Source organism: Enterobacter sp. PP-008-ECC_S150, assembly GCF_045257065.1.
GTDB lineage: Bacteria > Pseudomonadota > Gammaproteobacteria > Enterobacterales > Enterobacteriaceae > Enterobacter > Enterobacter chengduensis.
On the sequence record NZ_JBJHHG010000011.1, the window covers coordinates 1 to 15,001 of the forward strand.

Annotated in this window: 20 protein-coding genes and 1 pseudogene; all 21 read right to left on the reverse strand. The window is 56.8% G+C overall.

The window, feature by feature from the left end:
• Positions 1–603, reverse strand: a pseudogene (locus tag ACJBF3_RS13225) (hypothetical protein); the annotation flags it as partial.
• 2 nt (positions 604–605) lie between these two features.
• Positions 606–1,184 (reverse strand): phage tail protein I, encoded by a 579-nt coding sequence (locus ACJBF3_RS13230; protein ID WP_001569395.1) that lies wholly within the window; start codon positions 1,182–1,184, stop codon positions 606–608.
• Positions 1,177–2,280, reverse strand: coding sequence for a baseplate J/gp47 family protein (locus tag ACJBF3_RS13235; protein ID WP_406545153.1), 1,104 nt, complete (start codon positions 2,278–2,280; stop codon positions 1,177–1,179). The genes ACJBF3_RS13230 and ACJBF3_RS13235 overlap by 8 nt, the downstream gene beginning before the upstream one ends.
• Positions 2,271–2,618, reverse strand: coding sequence for a GPW/gp25 family protein (locus ACJBF3_RS13240; RefSeq protein ID WP_000859115.1), 348 nt, complete (start codon positions 2,616–2,618; stop codon positions 2,271–2,273). The genes ACJBF3_RS13235 and ACJBF3_RS13240 overlap by 10 nt, the downstream gene beginning before the upstream one ends.
• Before the next feature lie 54 nt (positions 2,619–2,672).
• The gene (locus ACJBF3_RS13245; protein WP_000929399.1) at positions 2,673–3,185 is read right to left on the reverse strand and encodes a phage baseplate assembly protein V; all 513 of its coding nucleotides are present in this window, start codon (positions 3,183–3,185) and stop codon (positions 2,673–2,675) included.
• Entirely contained in the window at positions 3,185–4,354 is a 1,170-nt protein-coding gene (locus ACJBF3_RS13250; RefSeq protein WP_000808003.1) for a phage late control D family protein, read from the reverse strand. Before ACJBF3_RS13250 ends, ACJBF3_RS13245 begins: the two co-directional genes overlap by 1 nt.
• The gene (locus tag ACJBF3_RS13255) at positions 4,342–4,554 is read right to left on the reverse strand and encodes a tail protein X (RefSeq protein ID WP_000478225.1); all 213 of its coding nucleotides are present in this window, start codon (positions 4,552–4,554) and stop codon (positions 4,342–4,344) included. The genes ACJBF3_RS13250 and ACJBF3_RS13255 overlap by 13 nt, the downstream gene beginning before the upstream one ends.
• Positions 4,554–5,438 (reverse strand): phage tail protein, encoded by an 885-nt coding sequence (locus tag ACJBF3_RS13260; RefSeq protein ID WP_000458380.1) that lies wholly within the window; start codon positions 5,436–5,438, stop codon positions 4,554–4,556. Before ACJBF3_RS13260 ends, ACJBF3_RS13255 begins: the two co-directional genes overlap by 1 nt.
• On the reverse strand, positions 5,438–7,903 hold the full coding sequence (locus ACJBF3_RS13265; protein ID WP_406545156.1) for a phage tail tape measure protein: 2,466 nt from the start codon (positions 7,901–7,903) through the stop codon (positions 5,438–5,440). The genes ACJBF3_RS13260 and ACJBF3_RS13265 overlap by 1 nt, the downstream gene beginning before the upstream one ends.
• Before the next feature lie 92 nt (positions 7,904–7,995).
• Positions 7,996–8,133: a GpE family phage tail protein gene (locus ACJBF3_RS13270; RefSeq protein ID WP_001148841.1), complete on the reverse strand. Its 138-nt coding sequence runs from the start codon at positions 8,131–8,133 to the stop codon at positions 7,996–7,998.
• On the reverse strand, positions 8,099–8,413 hold the full coding sequence (locus ACJBF3_RS13275; protein ID WP_000084225.1) for a phage tail assembly protein: 315 nt from the start codon (positions 8,411–8,413) through the stop codon (positions 8,099–8,101). Before ACJBF3_RS13275 ends, ACJBF3_RS13270 begins: the two co-directional genes overlap by 35 nt.
• Positions 8,414–8,511: 98 nt before the next feature.
• Positions 8,512–8,793, reverse strand: a complete 282-nt coding sequence (locus ACJBF3_RS13280) for a hypothetical protein (RefSeq protein WP_406545162.1) — start codon at positions 8,791–8,793, stop codon at positions 8,512–8,514.
• Between the two features lie 2 nt (positions 8,794–8,795).
• Positions 8,796–9,320, reverse strand: a complete 525-nt coding sequence (locus ACJBF3_RS13285; RefSeq protein ID WP_164965982.1) for a phage major tail tube protein — start codon at positions 9,318–9,320, stop codon at positions 8,796–8,798.
• Entirely contained in the window at positions 9,317–10,744 is a 1,428-nt protein-coding gene (locus ACJBF3_RS13290) for a phage tail sheath subtilisin-like domain-containing protein (protein WP_406545164.1), read from the reverse strand. Before ACJBF3_RS13290 ends, ACJBF3_RS13285 begins: the two co-directional genes overlap by 4 nt.
• A complete protein-coding gene (locus ACJBF3_RS13295) occupies positions 10,734–10,985 on the reverse strand; it encodes a hypothetical protein (RefSeq protein ID WP_406545204.1) in 252 nt (83 codons plus the stop codon). The genes ACJBF3_RS13290 and ACJBF3_RS13295 overlap by 11 nt, the downstream gene beginning before the upstream one ends.
• Positions 10,985–11,449: a Gp37 family protein gene (locus tag ACJBF3_RS13300; RefSeq protein WP_406545168.1), complete on the reverse strand. Its 465-nt coding sequence runs from the start codon at positions 11,447–11,449 to the stop codon at positions 10,985–10,987. The genes ACJBF3_RS13295 and ACJBF3_RS13300 overlap by 1 nt, the downstream gene beginning before the upstream one ends.
• Positions 11,449–11,895, reverse strand: coding sequence for a gp436 family protein (locus ACJBF3_RS13305; protein WP_039271488.1), 447 nt, complete (start codon positions 11,893–11,895; stop codon positions 11,449–11,451). The genes ACJBF3_RS13300 and ACJBF3_RS13305 overlap by 1 nt, the downstream gene beginning before the upstream one ends.
• 1 nt (position 11,896) lies before the next feature.
• A complete protein-coding gene (locus ACJBF3_RS13310) occupies positions 11,897–12,253 on the reverse strand; it encodes a DUF2190 family protein (RefSeq protein WP_191920871.1) in 357 nt (118 codons plus the stop codon).
• A 10-nt stretch (positions 12,254–12,263) separates the two neighbouring features.
• Entirely contained in the window at positions 12,264–13,217 is a 954-nt protein-coding gene (locus ACJBF3_RS13315) for a hypothetical protein (RefSeq protein ID WP_406545171.1), read from the reverse strand.
• Between the two features lie 13 nt (positions 13,218–13,230).
• Positions 13,231–14,328 (reverse strand): peptidase, encoded by a 1,098-nt coding sequence (locus tag ACJBF3_RS13320; RefSeq protein WP_406545173.1) that lies wholly within the window; start codon positions 14,326–14,328, stop codon positions 13,231–13,233.
• Positions 14,329–14,542: 214 nt separating this feature from the next.
• Positions 14,543–15,001: a phage virion morphogenesis protein gene (locus tag ACJBF3_RS13325; RefSeq protein ID WP_406545175.1), complete on the reverse strand. Its 459-nt coding sequence runs from the start codon at positions 14,999–15,001 to the stop codon at positions 14,543–14,545.

The following is a 15,001-nucleotide window of genomic DNA, read 5'->3' on the forward strand; positions in this document are numbered from 1 at the left end:
TAGTGGATCGTAAATACCCCACAGGCCATCAATTCTTATTGATAAAAATATGGAGTGATCATCCCCAGCATAAATTTTCGTTTCGTTATTGAGCTGCTCCACCCTGTCAATTCCAAGGTTTTTGACAAAGAGCGCCGGGTCAGGAATATCTGCGCCGTGCTGGTCTTTGGCCAGCTTTTCCGCCAGCTTGTTCAACACCGTGGTCGCAAAATTCGGATCGTTGCCGAGGGCATCAGCCAGCTCTTTGAGCGTATCCAGCGTCTCAGGAGCGCTGCCAGCAAGCGCCGCAAGTGCTTTGGCCACAAACTCTGTCGTCGCCAGCTTCTTGCTGTTATCACTATTTGCAGGCGTAGGCGCTGTTGGCGTGCCGGTGAATGTCGGGCTGGCTTTCGGTGCGTACTGGGTATGCGGGTCTGCTGCCGCGATGTGTTTCGCAAGTTCAGAACCGCCTTTTTCAACCTGTTGCTTCAGGTACAGCGTGCGGCTGGCCAGTTGTTTACCCTGACGGTTAGAGATTCCGTCAGGCCCACCCAGAATGGGGTCAGAGACCTCAATCTGGTAGATGCCTTCTTCCCACTGCGGTGTTTCAGGTAGGTTTGCCATAATTAACTGCTCCCGTGGTTATAGCTGCCGTCATAGTTGGCGGTGTTGTTGTAGCGAATGGCGACAGACTGATACTCCAGGCTTGCCAGATGGCAGCGGGCCGGAGCAAAAGCAGCGAGCGTCTGGCGTAACAGCGCCGCCTGATCGTTAGTGATGGGCTGTTGAAGGATGACGCGATATACCGCCCAGGCTTCCGCATCGCCATGAACGAAAAGCCCGTTGTAAGTGTGTTTGCCGTCGTAGCCAATCTGGCCAGTGCCTTCAATCAGATCCACTTCGCCGAAGCCGAAACGGCGGATAATTTCCCTGATTGACCACGGCGTCCCTTTGTAGCGGTGCAGCTCGATAGCGGATTTGATAAGCATGCGGCGTACATCGTCAGATTCCGCCAGCTCCCAGCCATCGCCGAACAGTGAGAACTGCTCGCCCAGCCATGGCAGCGCGGAACTGTCGACAATATCGACGAGATAGACCATCAGTACGCTCAGGTCGATGTTATCCAGCCGCCCGGCGAGTCTTCCCAGCGTTCTGAGACTGATATCACCCTCAAGCGGTGGCGGGAGTTGTAGCGGCTCAGCCATCGGACACCCCGGTCATGTTAAGAGTGATCGCCGTACAGTTTGCCCATTCGTTTTCTGCCACTACCTTCAGCACTGGTGTCACCAGTTCGACCTGATACACTCCGGCAACGGACAGCACGCTGATAATCTGACTGGGGACAATATCGCGCCCCAGCGTGGCGGTACGGGACGCCACCCAGTTCTGTATGGCGCTGTTGGCGTTGTCCTTTATCGAGTTGGCATCCTGATCACGATAGATAGTGATGTTGGCTTCAATGGCGTAATCCACCTGCACAGGTGTTTTAGCCCGCACGGTGTCAGTGAGCGGCCTGACTTTTTCGCCCGAGCAGAAACTCTCTACCAGCGTAAGGATGCTGTCCTCCGGCAGGCCGGTACTGAGCAGCGGATACAGTTCTACGGTGCCGGGAACCGGGGAGAGCACAGCGACGTCGACGATGTTGGGATGGGCCTGCATGGCATGAAAGCGGTATGCCATACGGCTTCCGGCGTTGGTGAATGACTCCGGGGCCAGTTTGATACGCTCGCGGAGCCTGTCATTGTCTTCCTGCTCTGAACCGCCAGAACTTGCCATCAGATTGGTCACCTGCAGGTCGACGTTATCAATCTCATCGAGCAACTGACTGACCTGCGCAGGTTGCCAGCCATTGCCAGCGGCTCCCGGTTCGGTACAGGTGGCCGTGGCATTGACCAGAAGCAATCCGGCTTTCAGCACCACGTCCGTATCGGTGGCAAAAATAATGCTGTCGGAAGCGCTGACGCGGGTGCCTGCCGGAATCAGCACATCAATGGCCAGTGCCTCATCCACGGAGAACTGGAGAGTGGTGGTGGCAGGCTGCGCGGCAAGGCGGTAAACACCGACCAGTTCACCGAGGTAATCAATCATCGGCTCACGGGCAAAGGCGACCAGATTCTGTTTGGCCGCTTCCTGCGCCGCTACCCTGACCAGCATTTCGCGGTATGCCCACAGGTCAATCAACAGGCGCTCAGCCTGGGCGGGGTACAGCGTCTTGCCGGTTGCGGCTTCGTACTGAGCAATCATTTCAGCCGTGATTTTGTCGGCATCGCGTTCAATAAAATCGGGTTCTGTCAGCGCCATAAAAGCTCCTGAGTCCGGGGCTGTCCGTCAGAGCCTTTCCAGCTCACCCGGAGCGTAAGATGTTCACCGTCGACGGCGGGTTTAACCGACATAAGCTGGCAGCGAGGCTCCCAGCGCCGGATGGCATCAACGGACTCGCGCACCACATGTGGGATAGCCCGGTCGATGGGCCAGTCGATATAAAGATGCAGGTTGCTGCCGAACTCCGGGCGATGCGGGTCGCTGCCGCGAGGAGTTCGCAGGATGATTTGAATGGCCTGCCAGATATCATCCAGCCCCCGGACGATTTCGCCAGGGGCCTGCAGGGCCGGTTGCCAGAATACGGAAGTTGTTTTCATGGGGGCAGTATTGCCCCTGTGCGGGAACGCCGATATTAAAGGCGTTTAAGAAGGTCAGTGGGAGTGATGATTGGAGTTCTGGCCGTCAGAGAGCATGCTGCCTGTGGAGTGGGCATTGCCGTTGATTTCAAGGTTGCCGTTCACCGTGGTGGTGTCAGCGGTCAAATCAATGGTTTTCCCCTTCAGGCTGATACCTACCGCAACCTCGATTACTACGCGCTCGATACCACCTTTGACCGTCAGCGTATGGGTCGCGCGGTTATAGCTGAACTCTGCGCCATCCGCGTATTTCGTGCCCCGGACGTTTTTGTCGCTGAACGGTGGCTTATCGACGTCTGAATACACCGCGCCCAGAATGACACCATCCTCGCCGTTGGCATCGAGCAGCACCTCAACCTGCTCCCCCACGTCAGGTAGCCAGTAATCCTTGTTATCCTGGGTGTTGCGCTGCAGTACGTTAAGCCAGTTAGTGCGCAGGTTATCGCACTCAGGCAGACGAACGCGGGCCTGAACCTTGTCGGCATCGACGGCGCTGACCGTACCGACCTGACGGGTGACGCCTGCCATTATTTTTTCTCCTTTATTACCGTGGACGTGCTGCCGTCCGGTTTATAGACGGTCAGCGTCTGGGTTTTTCCGGTCTTTTTACCTTTCTTCGCTTTGCCCTGCGTAACCGGCCCTCGTGCCACTTCCAGTTCGGTGATGTAGCCGCTGTTACGGTCAAACGCATGGCGGGCAGTAGTTATCAGCCATGGCCCGGATAACTGACCAAAACCCACCAGTTCAATTTTGTTGCCTGCAGTCAACTGAGGCGTCCCCATCAGCGACAGCGAGCCGTTCTGCTGGTATTCGTTATGCCTGGCCAGCGCCGAATCTGCTTTAATCCGGGCGCTGTCCGGATCACTGACGCGGCTGTTGACCTTCAGTGAGTCGGCACTGGTGACCTTACCGCCTTTGGTTTGTTTGTCGCTTTCGCTGGTACCGCCATCAGCTTCGTAGACGATCAGCTTTTTATCGCTGCTCTTCTGGTGTTTTACCTTTGCGGATTTGTAGACGCGGTTGATGGTGTCACGCAGGGAAAAGCTGGCCACATCCTGTGGCTTCAACTGTTTTACCGGCTCCTGATCGCGCAGCGTGGCCAGATGAGAGAAAATCAGCTGGTCGCTGACCACTTTCACGGCATAACCATACTCGCTGGCCAGTCGACGCAGGAAGCCCACGTCCGTTTCAGCATACTGGGTCACCCGGTCAATTTTGATGGACTCAATACTGCCAACCAGCTTCAGCTGATGCTTTTTGGCAATCCGTCCGGCTATAGCCGCCAGCGTGGTGCTCTCGAAACCACGACTGGATTTTGTCCGCAGGGCGTTGTTGACCGACGTGGCCACGCCCCGGATAGCGACAACGGACGCGGGCGAACTCACCTCGATCTCGTCTATCGAGAACGTACCACAGGACAGCAGCTTCTCGCCCTGATAACCCATTTTCAGCGTCAGCGTGTCACCCTTGCCCGGATACCACTTATCCAGCCAGCGGCCATCGGTGTCGTCCAGCTCCACCTCAATGGTATCGGACTCGCTTTTGATGTTATCGCTGTAGGTTACGCGGGTGACATAGGGGGCGATATCGGTGGTGATGTTCTTCTGCAGATACCACAGCGTGAACACCGGACTCAGAACATCGCTGACGCCGGTTAACGCTGATGCGACCTGTGCAGTGCTGTTTATCTCAGCCATGGGGCAATATCCTCTTCTGTGGTGGCTTCTTCAGCCTCGATAACCGGGATCAGTAACAACAGCCCGGAGGGCAGCACCGGCGTAATGGCCACGTGCGGATTGGCGGCAATTATCCGGGGATAGCCCAGTGGGTCGCCGTAGTACTGCCATGCCAGAGAGTCCCAGCGCTCTCCGTCACGGGTAACATGTTCAAGAAACATCACACACTCCTCGCCAGAATTTTAGCTGCCATGGTGCTTAACCCCGGCGACATACGAGTGAAGGTGGTGCTGGCGGAGTTAAGCTGCCCGGAAACGGCATCCAGCGCTGCCGCGATATTGCTGCCGTCCACGCCGCTCAGCGAAGACTGTGCCTGTTGTACATACGTGGCCGCATCGCTGGTGGCTCTGGCCAGACTGATGGCATCAGGCATGGATTCAGAGAGCGCATTGAATGCCGGAACGCTCTGGCCTAACGCCCCGGACACGTTGCCCAGTCCGCTCATCAGCCCCGGCACGCGGGTCAGCGCGACGGCGGGGTTATCCTTCATTTTCTGCGCCACCCGAACGGCGCTGATGGTGGTCTGGAGAACAGACTGCGCCTGTTTGGCATAGTTGACGCCGTCGCGAACGTACTGCGCCACCCCGGAGGGAGAAGGTACGGCACCGGAGACCGCCCCGACGCCGGGAACCTGCGTGCGTATCGCAGGAGGCTGTAGCGGGTTCTTCGGGTCGCCGATGTACTCCCGGAGAGATGCGGTGGCATTGACGGCCAGCACGTTGCCTGTGCTGTCGGTCTGCTCGCTGGTCGCGGTCACGTCGGTAATCACAAACCAGCCGCGATAGTCACCGTTGCCGAAAACCAGTGCCAGCGCCTGATGGGCTTTCATGGCCGTTCTCAGTCTCGCCAGCTCCACGTCGGGCACACAATAATGCTGATGGAAGACCAGGCTTATCTGGATTTCGTCCAGCTTGTCGCCGACGAACTGCAGGCCGGGCTTACCCTCTATGCGGGCATGTTCCGCATAATCGACACCGAAAGTGGCCTCAAAGCCGTCCCAGTAGGTAATCAGTTCAAACTCAATATCACCCAGTACCGCAAACATTATTCGTACCCCCGACGTTGTTTCTGAGCCAGCAGACGCTCCAGCATTTTCTCCAGTTCATGCAGGCTCATATTCAGTGCGCCGGTCAGTCCGGCAGGCGCTGCGGTTTCTTTGCCATTGAGGAAAAACTGAGGATTAAAGCTGACCTGGATACCGCCAGATGTTCCGCCGCCAGTTGCAACTGCGCCACGACCTGAATATCCCGCAGCCATGATTTCCGGCGACGGGATACGGGGAACATCGGGAGTCATCTCTGTTGCCAGGCGTTGTCCGGCGAGCGCTGCCAGTGGTGTGGTACGCTGCAGGCCGATAGCGGCACCCTGCGCGATGTTGTCACCAAAGCCCATAAACACGCGGCTCGGCGAATGGATACCCAGCTTTTCCTTGAACCAGCCGCCGACACTGTCACCCATATCTGTGACGGTGGTTTTGAGCGACTCCCATTTGTTTTTGATGCCGTTTATCAGCCCGTCGATAAGATGGCCACCGAAGTCAGTGAACTTCGCGGGCAGATCAACGCCGAGATATTTCAGCGCAGCCGCAAAGGCTTTATAGAGCAGACCAACCGGCGACCAGTTAATCAGCAGTTTACCAATCCCCACGATACCGCCGTTAAAAGCCTCTTTAATGTCAGCCCAGCGCTGTTTGAACCAACTGCTGACAGCCCCCCAGTTACGATAAATAAGATAAGCCGCCGCCGCGACGGCGGTGATAGCAAGACCAATGGGATTCATCAGCAATGCCCGCCCAATCCAGAGAACGGCACGCCCGGCGATCATAATGCCGCGAACCAGCCCACCTGACAGCACACCACCCAGTGTTCTGGCTCCTCTGGCGACGGCGCTGAAGCCGGTCACCAGCCAGCGAAGTTTGCCGCCTTCACCCAGCGCGAGTGTCAGGCGAAGCCAGTTGGCCCGCAGGAGCACGGCATTTTTCCAGACGTTGACGAAAGGTGAAATAAGGAGATTCAGCCCGAGCTTGAGGCCGATGGTTGCCATCTTGAACGCAAGTAATGCGCCAATCACTTGAATTGTGCCGCTCACGAGTTGCGGATTAGCCGCGATCCATTTTCCAACGCTGTTCATTAAGGGGATGAACGTTTCCCCAAGCTGGATCAACGCCGGGCGTAATGATTCTCCGATGCTAATAGCCGAGTCGTTAAACCCAATCTGCGTTCTGCGCCAACGTCCTTCGAGCGTATCATTTTGTTTCGCTGCATCCTTGTCCAGCGTAGACATTGCAGAGGGAGTGTTCATTTCCTGCTTGTTAGATTGGTACTTATCCCAGCCCTGACGCATCGACAGCAGATGGTTCACGGTCTGGATATCGGTAAAGACTTCCGCCAGTCCGAAGGACTCCATCAGCTTCTGCTGGCCTTCCTGATCGCCTCTTGAGCCTGCCGCTTTCCATTGCTGCACAAATGCCTTGCCTTTACCGTCGATAAACCGGTTGGCAATCATCAGGGAGGCTTCATATTGAGAGAACCCTTGGGCTACATAATTTTGCATTGATCCCTGGTAATCCACGCCAGCCTTAGCGTATTTCTGCGTGGTATCTCCGCGTCCCATTGCCGCCAGCCAGTTTGACATATTGGTGACGGCCTCTTCCGCTGAGCCGCTGCCTTTACCCACTTCCAGACTGGCGACGATCTGGGTTATTGCGTCTTTGCCGTAAATACCACGTGCAGCGAAGGCTTTGGCCATACCGGGTAACGCTTTCGCCATATCCTTCAGCTCAAACGAGCCTAGCTTGGCCCCGGTTGCCGCAATCCCAAACGCCTGCTCCAGCTCTTTCGCATCAGTGATTCTAAGCGCATCGCTGAAGGCATATGTCATTTTGGCAAGGTCGGTCATATCGGCTTTGGTCGCCGTGGCCGCCTTACCCAACATCCCTGCAAAATTTGCTGCTTGTTCCGGGTTCATACCATCAGCAACCAATTGACCAACGCCACCCAGCAGAGATTCCTGCAGTTGATTAACCCTGAGCGATGCCTGCCGAATAGCGTTACCAATAGCCTGTTCCTGCCGGGCATCCAGATCGCCTGTGACACTGATATCCCGCAACTGCGATTCAAACGAGGCATATTGTTTGACCGAGGCCATGACTGGTGCGCCCAGTGTTCTGCCGATGGCATAGGTTTCTGCTCCCTGACCATAGAGCGCCATGCGGTTAGTTTTCAACGCATCACTGGTGGCCGATACTGCTGACAGACGGCGCTGCTGGCGCTCAATTTGCTCCATTGTGCGGCTTACCCGCAGCAGGTCGCTGTTGAGGCGCTGCATTCGGGAAGAACCCAACTGACCATAGCGTTCTGTTGCACGAGTTAAGGCATTCTGGCGTTCTTGCAGGCGGCGCGATGTATCGCCCAGGGAATCAAGGGCGCGTCGGGTACCACTGACGGCTGAGCGGAAGCTGCTCCCGACAATGCCGCCAATAATGACGCCGACTGAAAATTCACTGGCCACGGTGGTTATCCTCTGAAAGCGGAAAAACGGAAGGAAAATGTCTGAAAGCCATGCAGAACAGCCGCGAGTGGCGGCTGTTAAGTGATGAGTCGTTACTGATTGTCGCCGAACTCGCTTTTGATTTGCTCTTCAGCCTGCTCCAGCCACATCTCCAGATCGTCAGTATCGAGGGCATCAATCTCCCCCGGCTGAAATCTAAACCACCTCGCCAGCAGCCCCTGCGCCTGCATCAGCGTTTTCGTCGCTCTTGCCCAGCCCAGTGACTTGCTGAAATCGTTTCTGCAGCTCCATGTAATCGGCAAGATCCATGTTATCGAGGTCTTCCGGGAGAATACCGGTGCTACGGGCAATCAGCGGTTCATCCCAGTCAGCCGGGTCTTTACTGATTTTGCGCACCTGCTTCAGGTCTTTGACCGTCAGGCGTTTCAGTTCAACCTGCTCAACTCTGGTGCCAGCAGCTGTGGTGAAGGGGTAAGACAGTTTAAAAGTATCGGATTGGGTCTGTGACATGATCGTGCTCCTGTGTAAGTTCAGAGCAGTATGTCTGGAGGTGGACGTGACGGATATTAAAGGGGATTAAGAAGAAAGGGGCCGAAGCCCCTGTGATATCAGTGAGTGCGAAAGCCTTTGCTGTTACGCAGGAATGCGATAAGAAGTGCCTTTCCTTCAGATTTGCCGATGCCGGTGAACCAGTGGTCAGGTGGCTCCCATGCCTCAATCAAGTCAGCGAGCTTTCGTGCTTTAGAGCGTGTGCAGTCAATCGGGTCATTGGTTTTCTGGGTATTAAAAAGGTTTTCCACCCCTGGAATATCAAGGATGGTAAACCACGTACCATTCCCCATGCCAATCGAACCACAGTTCCCGCCTTTATCTTCAATCTCGACGGTCACCGTCAGCCCCCGATGTTGATGCGGTAGTCGGTCAACTGGTCAATGCCGCCGACGCGGAAGATGTTGGCCAGATAGTCCAGCTCCAGCAGCTCTTCACCATCAAGTACCTGCTTGATGTACGTGCAGGTGAAGCTACTGGAGAACTCGGCGTTCTCATGCTGTTTGAACGTCCCCAGCGGGTTCTTCTTAAACATGATCGTCAGGAAAGTGACCAGCGGAATTTCGTCAATCAGCCCCTGCGAACTGTAGCGCTGAACGCTGGAACGGCACTGCAGCGCCAGCGACTTATACGGGTTCGCGGCAGACAGCATCGCGTCGCGGTAAAAGCTGTTCCACTTGATCTCGCCCTCAAGCTTGTCGAAGCCTGCAGGGAGTTCCACCTTGCCCACCATCCCCAGCGCCTTATGCTCCTGCATGGTCATGGAGACGTCCGGGAGTTTGACCTCCTCGGCCCGGCCCAGCAGGTTAGCGCCATCCAGGTAGATGTTGGCATTCGTGATGCGGTTGATCTCAATCTTTGCCATCAGCTATTCCCCTTCAGGGTTAACAGGTATTCCGAGGTGATCTCAGTCTCAAACGTCAGTCGCTCCAGCGGTGGTGGTGGCGTGTATTTGTAGCTCAGCAACAGGTGACCGGCGGCAAGCTCCGTCTCTTCGTTGCGGGCCGGATCAAACCAGCAGCTGAAGCCCAGCAGCGCACCGTCGCCAATCAGCTTGCGACCGTAGGCGTTGACCGACTCCGTCAGCGCATCAATCAGCGCCTGGGTAATCGGCATGTCGATGTACTGCTGGCTGAAGTAACGCAGGGACTCGTTGATCACATCACCGGTACGGCGAACGTTCTCAAAGTTGCGCATATGGGTGACCGTTGGCCATGCCGCCATACGGTTGCCCCACAGACGCAGGCCGCTGCCGTAGCTGCTGAAGACCGTGGTGATGCCCTGTTCGTTGAGCAGGTTCACCTCGCTCTGCGGGTCGTCAATCATTGCCGACAGCTGGCGCTCCACGCCGGTGATACCCAGAATTTCCTGGTTGGAGGACGACCACCAGTAGCCCTTGTCCAGATCGACTTTGGCACGCAGACCTGCAGCACGCTGGCTCAGCGGCTCCAGCCGTTCGCTGTTGGTGGCCGCGTCGTACACCTTGACGTGCGGGTAGCACAGACGGACGCGGTCGGAGCTGGTATTGAAGTTAATGGTGCCTTCCGGGCCACGCCCCGCCAGAGCCTGAGCAAAAGTGGTACCAATCGGTGCGTCGATGTAGGTCACCGCGCCCAGCTTCTCAGCCATGGCGATAAGCTCAACCGAGACGCTGTTCTGGGTGCAGAAGACCGGGGCAATCAGGATTTTTGCGAAATAGCCAAACAGGTTAAAGCTGTCGTTAAGCAGCTTCATGCCGGTTCGGTTGCCCGCCGCGTTAACGGCACCGATGATATCAGCCGGAGTGACTTTGGTCGGATCAGCATAGTTATAGCTCGCCTTCACCGTTGCATCTGCAGCAATGCTCTTACCGAGGTTGGTAATCACCCCTGTCTGTGCATCAAGCGAGTAGTCCTGACCTTCCACATAAGGCTGGCCGTCGCTGTCAGGCTTCAGCACCAGCTGTGCGACCACCGGATTAGCCAGCGGTGCCTTGCCCGACGCCTTATCGAAGGTTACGTCTTCATCGGCCACAGCGGTTTTATGCACCGACGGATCAAGTACGTTAATAACCAGAACGGTGCCTGCGCCATGGTCGTAGATCGCATCCAGTGCCTGCGGAATGGTAAAGCCGGTGAACTGGCTGCCAAACGCCGCTGCATCTTTCTCAGACAGGCACTGCACCAGCGTATTGACGTCCCCCATCGGGGCGGTACCAATCAGGCCAATGACGGCAGACTTCACCGTTTTTACCGGGCGGGCACCGTTTTCCACCTCAATGGTTTCGACGCCATGCAGATAGTTAGCTGCCATGGGAGTCCTCCAGTTTCACATCGTTGTCGCCGCCGTTCCTGCGCTTTGGTGACTGCACAGCCGGTATGCTGGCGGGTTTAGTATCTTCAGATGCCAGTGTCAGATGCTTCAGCGCCACCAGTACCTTCACATAGTCATGCTCCTCCGGCAGGGAAACATTCTTCCCCGGCCAGAGCAGGATTTCGGTTCCGTCCGACAGCGTGACGCCGCTGGCCGGGCCGGAATAGCGGTATTCTTTCATCACTCGCTTTCCTCATAGTTCACTTCGGTTAACAGCGGGCCGGACGGTAAATCGCTGTCTTCGATAAAGACGCTTTCGGTTGCGAAGTCGAGAGCGTACTGCCACAGCCCCTTGACCTCACCGATAAACACTTCACGGGTCAGCCAGATACGACGGCGGCAGTTCGGCGGGGTGTAGCCACCGAGGGTGCGGCGGACTGCATCCAGAACGTCAATCGCACCTCTTTTACCGTTGAGCTGGCGGAAGACCACCGTGACGCAGAGCTGGATGGTCTGAGGCTGGATCACCGCACCAATATCATCGGGTTTGTCGAAGCGCGAACCGGCATAGCTCAGCAGCAACGCCCCGACAGGATGATTCAGGCGGTATTCGGACGGCTTTTCCGGGAAGTACTCTACCTGCAGCTGGGGCAGCTTCTCGCGCAACCGGGCCAGTACCGCATCAAGGACGGGCAGAACGTTCATCAGTATTTCTCCAGTAAGCCGTCGCGCCCGCCAAAGGTGGGGCGGCGTGCCCGCGCCCGGATTTCACCGGACTCAGGCACGTCCTTCTGAGTGGACTGCAGCCCCAGCGTCAGCTTACCGTCGCGGATAGCCTCAAGCTGACGCCGGGCCTCTTTGTTGTCGTCTTTGACGGTGTCAGGCAAATCACCTTCAGGACGACGGACATACAGGCGGTAACGCACCAGCGTGATGGCAATATCCCGCAGAACGGTAGGCACTTCTGCCAGCGGCAGGGTATAGCGGCCACGAAGGTGCGCATCAATCAACTCCCCGGCGTAGCGAATACAGCTGTCCACAACCGTCACATTCACCGTGGCAGGGGTGTCGAAATCCACGACCTCGTTAGTGAGCTGAATCAGCGTTGACTCAGGCACTTGTTCCTGTAAATCCGCCAGGGTGCAGTACATGTCACACCCCGCGCAGGATGCGGATAACATCACCTTCGGCCAGTGCTTCATCCAGCGCAATCCCGGCTGAAATACCTGCCGGGGTGTCGCCTGATGCTGCTGTTTGGGGAACGGCGCAGGCGTTTGCATCCGACTGGACGTTCTGCCCCTTAGCAATCGCGGCACCGGCCTCGACCGCAACAATGCCCAGTACGTTGACCGGCGTTACATCACCGGCAGCTGCATCCACCTCAGCCACGCCGAGCGCGACGGCTCCGGCCTGACAAGGTGCGTTATCGGCACCGACAAAGCGCTGTTGCGTCAGCGCCGCGCTGGCCGTCACGGTAGTGGTCAGAATGACCTGCTGAGTTGTACCCATGACCGTCTCCTTATTTCACGATGTTGGTGACGAGATACCCGGCATCGCCACCGACCACGGCGACTTTGTAGATATCGGTATAACGGCAGTACTTCACCTTGCCGCCGACGCCGTCGTATTTATCCGCCACCGGCATCCCTTTACGGCGCAGGGTGTAACCGAAGGACGGCTCATTTTCGTCGGCGCTGTCGGTGCCTGGCTGGGGTTTGCCGACGCAATGCAGCATCAGGTTATCGCTCCAGATATCGGTCGGGACTTTGTCCTTGTTCTGCGCATCTTTCATGGAGGACATGGAGACCGGCTCGCCGATCACCACATCTTCCAGCTGGAAAAGGTCTTTCAGAATTTCGATGGTGATACGCTTGCGCTCGTTAGCTCCAATCGCGGCCTGAATCGCCGGGTGGAACTTCAGCAGCGACATGACGCTTGCCCCCATGGTCATCAGGTTCGGACGCAGGCCGGTGGCGTTACGTACCGCTTCGATCCCGCCTTCAATGATGCCAATCGGATCGCCCTGACCACCGGCCCAGCGTTCAGCCGCAGCCAGCGCCTTGACGTTAGCCGCACGATAGACTTTTTTGTCCTGAGCCAGACGGGCTGCATACAGTTCGCGCTTCAGGTTGACACCGCTGGTCACACGGCGAATGGCTTTGGCCTCTTCGTTGAACATTGACTCCGCCTGCTCACGATAGTCCACCGGTGCGGCCAGATCGTGTTCGTTTAGAACAAGGTCCAGCGTGCCGGTTTTCTCGCGTACCAGAACGTTGCTGTCAGCCCCCACGGCACGCTCGGTGTCATACTCCACAAAGGCGGATTTACCGAAAGTCGGAACGGTCACACCTTCCTTATCGGTCTGGACAATGGGGAAGATGCGTTCGCCGATGAACGCGGCATTTTTATAACCGCGAGCGATGCTGGTCAGCACCGGGTCAACAACGCGCTTACCCTTTAAATAGTCAGACATGTTCTCTCCTTAATTACAGGCAGCGGGAGACAGCAGCGTCGTAGCTGATGCCTTCTTTTTTCGACAGTTCCAGCGCTTTCTGATGCAGCGCCAGACGTTCCGGGTCGGCTTCAGCGAACTCGGCTGACGTCGTTTTGATATCCGTGTTCACACGGTCTTTGGTCGCGTGCTCACTGAAATTCAGTACCGGGGCAGTGCCATCCAGCAGCGTCTTAAACGCCGTGGCCAGCGGGGTGCGGGTATCTCCCTCAGCGAACTCGACAGGTTTATCGCCACCGGCTACCGCATCAAGAATGGCAACAACAACCGGTTTTGCTGCCGGGGTCAGGCGACCCGCGCCGACCAGCTTCTCGGCAAAGGAGACGTTGTCCGCGTGCAGTTTTTCCTGCCTGGTCTTCGCTTCCTGTTCCGCCCGCTGGGTGGCTTCCGCTTTCAGACGCGTGTTTTCCGCCTGAAGCGCTTTGATTTCTTCTTCAGTCATGGTGCTGTTCTCTTGTTGAGGGTTGGGATTGTGTTCACTGAAGTCCGGTTCAGACTTCCCGGTGTCGCGGTAAGCCTCTTCGCGCAGGGAGTCCACCTGCCATGAAGGAAGCACTTTGTCGGTCTCGTCCAGCCCGAACTGGGCGATCAGGAAATCGCGCAGACGGCCCCATAAAGAGGCATTGGTGATATCACTCCAGTCGGCAAACTCCACAACGCCTTCTTCTTTCTCACCAAACGACACCTGCTTCAGCCCCTTAATGGAAGGTGGCTGCGCCCCCAGAAAGCCGACATGACGCAGGTAAAGCGTGCCGGGCTTCGGGTTGTTCGGTGAGTCAGGGAGATAGAACGAGGCGGAGACCTTCTTGAAGCGTCCGTTGCCCACCAGTTCGGCAAACTGCGGGTCGAGCTGGTCAGGCTCTGCCAGCAGATCACCGCCGTTAAGCGACAGGGATTTCACCCAGCCCCACGCCGGGTCTTCCGTTTTTGGGTGGCCAATAACGAGAGGTGCTTCATGGACGGACGGGTCATAGGCTTTCACGCAGGCGGCAAGATCGCTTTGCGTGAACGGCATACTCAAACCGTGCATATCGGTATGGTGACCGGCTTTAAAAATGTGAATGGCTGGCATTTTGCTGTCCCGCGTTACGTTGTCGGGGACAGTCTGTGGAAAAAGCATCAGCAGCGCTTTTAATCTGCTTTAGAAAAAATCGGGAGTATCAGTACGGGGAATGTCACGTTGCGGACGAATAGTGGTGCGAAGCGGGGGCTGTAAAGCCTTTATAAAGGTAATACAGCCCCTCAGCGGCTGGCAATGATAAATCACCCGTCTGTAGAGACAAAACTCAGCGACGGGCCGCTGCTTCAAGATGGCGGACAATCGTATCGAGGATGGGGACTACCACCTCAGGCTGCAGCTCACCGTCCCCTGTCAGTGGCAGGAACGGACGGGCAGGAAGTTCAACGGACTCATTACGCCCCGTTTTACCACCGAACTGGTGAATCGGCCCATAAACGACATTAGTGCCAACCGCTGCCTGCCGGTCGTCATGGTCGGTTGATACCGACCCCATCAGACGCCCGGTATCCTGCAGCGTTTGCCCGTCGCGCTCCTGCGCTGCAAGTGAGGGCCTCCACCCCGGACGCCCCTCATCGAGAAAGTTAAACTGCGTTTCCGCCAGCAGGGTTCCGGCGATTTTGCGCATCGCGGGTTCCAGGTCTGTGGCTGCAAGGTCCAGCGCACGGAGGCTCCGGCGCAGGGATTCATCGTTAATGGTGACATTGACCAGGTTATCGGAAGCCAT

Bases quoted from the DNA above. Each gene is read 5' to 3' on its own strand.
- ACJBF3_RS13315 (WP_406545171.1), bottom strand. From the start codon at position 13,217: ATGTCTGACTATTTAAAGGGTAAGCGCGTTGTTGACCCGGTGCTGACC.
- ACJBF3_RS13240 (WP_000859115.1), bottom strand. From the start codon at position 2,618: ATGAAAACAACTTCCGTATTCTGGCAACCGGCCCTGCAGGCCCCTGGC.
- ACJBF3_RS13230 (WP_001569395.1), bottom strand. From the start codon at position 1,184: ATGGCTGAGCCGCTACAACTCCCGCCACCGCTTGAGGGTGATATCAGT.
- ACJBF3_RS13250 (WP_000808003.1), bottom strand. From the start codon at position 4,354: ATGGCTGAGATAAACAGCACTGCACAGGTCGCATCAGCGTTAACCGGC.
- ACJBF3_RS13255 (WP_000478225.1), bottom strand. From the start codon at position 4,554: ATGTTTCTTGAACATGTTACCCGTGACGGAGAGCGCTGGGACTCTCTG.
- ACJBF3_RS13320 (WP_406545173.1), bottom strand. From the start codon at position 14,328: ATGCCAGCCATTCACATTTTTAAAGCCGGTCACCATACCGATATGCAC.
- ACJBF3_RS13295 (WP_406545204.1), bottom strand. From the start codon at position 10,985: ATGAAAGAATACCGCTATTCCGGCCCGGCCAGCGGCGTCACGCTGTCG.
- ACJBF3_RS13260 (WP_000458380.1), bottom strand. From the start codon at position 5,438: ATGTTTGCGGTACTGGGTGATATTGAGTTTGAACTGATTACCTACTGG.
- ACJBF3_RS13300 (WP_406545168.1), bottom strand. From the start codon at position 11,449: ATGAACGTTCTGCCCGTCCTTGATGCGGTACTGGCCCGGTTGCGCGAG.
- ACJBF3_RS13310 (WP_191920871.1), bottom strand. From the start codon at position 12,253: ATGGGTACAACTCAGCAGGTCATTCTGACCACTACCGTGACGGCCAGC.
- ACJBF3_RS13245 (WP_000929399.1), bottom strand. From the start codon at position 3,185: ATGGCAGGCGTCACCCGTCAGGTCGGTACGGTCAGCGCCGTCGATGCC.
- ACJBF3_RS13290 (WP_406545164.1), bottom strand. From the start codon at position 10,744: ATGGCAGCTAACTATCTGCATGGCGTCGAAACCATTGAGGTGGAAAAC.
- ACJBF3_RS13275 (WP_000084225.1), bottom strand. From the start codon at position 8,413: ATGTCACAGACCCAATCCGATACTTTTAAACTGTCTTACCCCTTCACC.
- ACJBF3_RS13305 (WP_039271488.1), bottom strand. From the start codon at position 11,895: ATGTACTGCACCCTGGCGGATTTACAGGAACAAGTGCCTGAGTCAACG.
- ACJBF3_RS13325 (WP_406545175.1), bottom strand. From the start codon at position 15,001: ATGGCTTCCGATAACCTGGTCAATGTCACCATTAACGATGAATCCCTG.
- ACJBF3_RS13270 (WP_001148841.1), bottom strand. From the start codon at position 8,133: ATGCAGGCGCAGGGGCTGCTGGCGAGGTGGTTTAGATTTCAGCCGGGG.
- ACJBF3_RS13235 (WP_406545153.1), bottom strand. From the start codon at position 2,280: ATGGCGCTGACAGAACCCGATTTTATTGAACGCGATGCCGACAAAATC.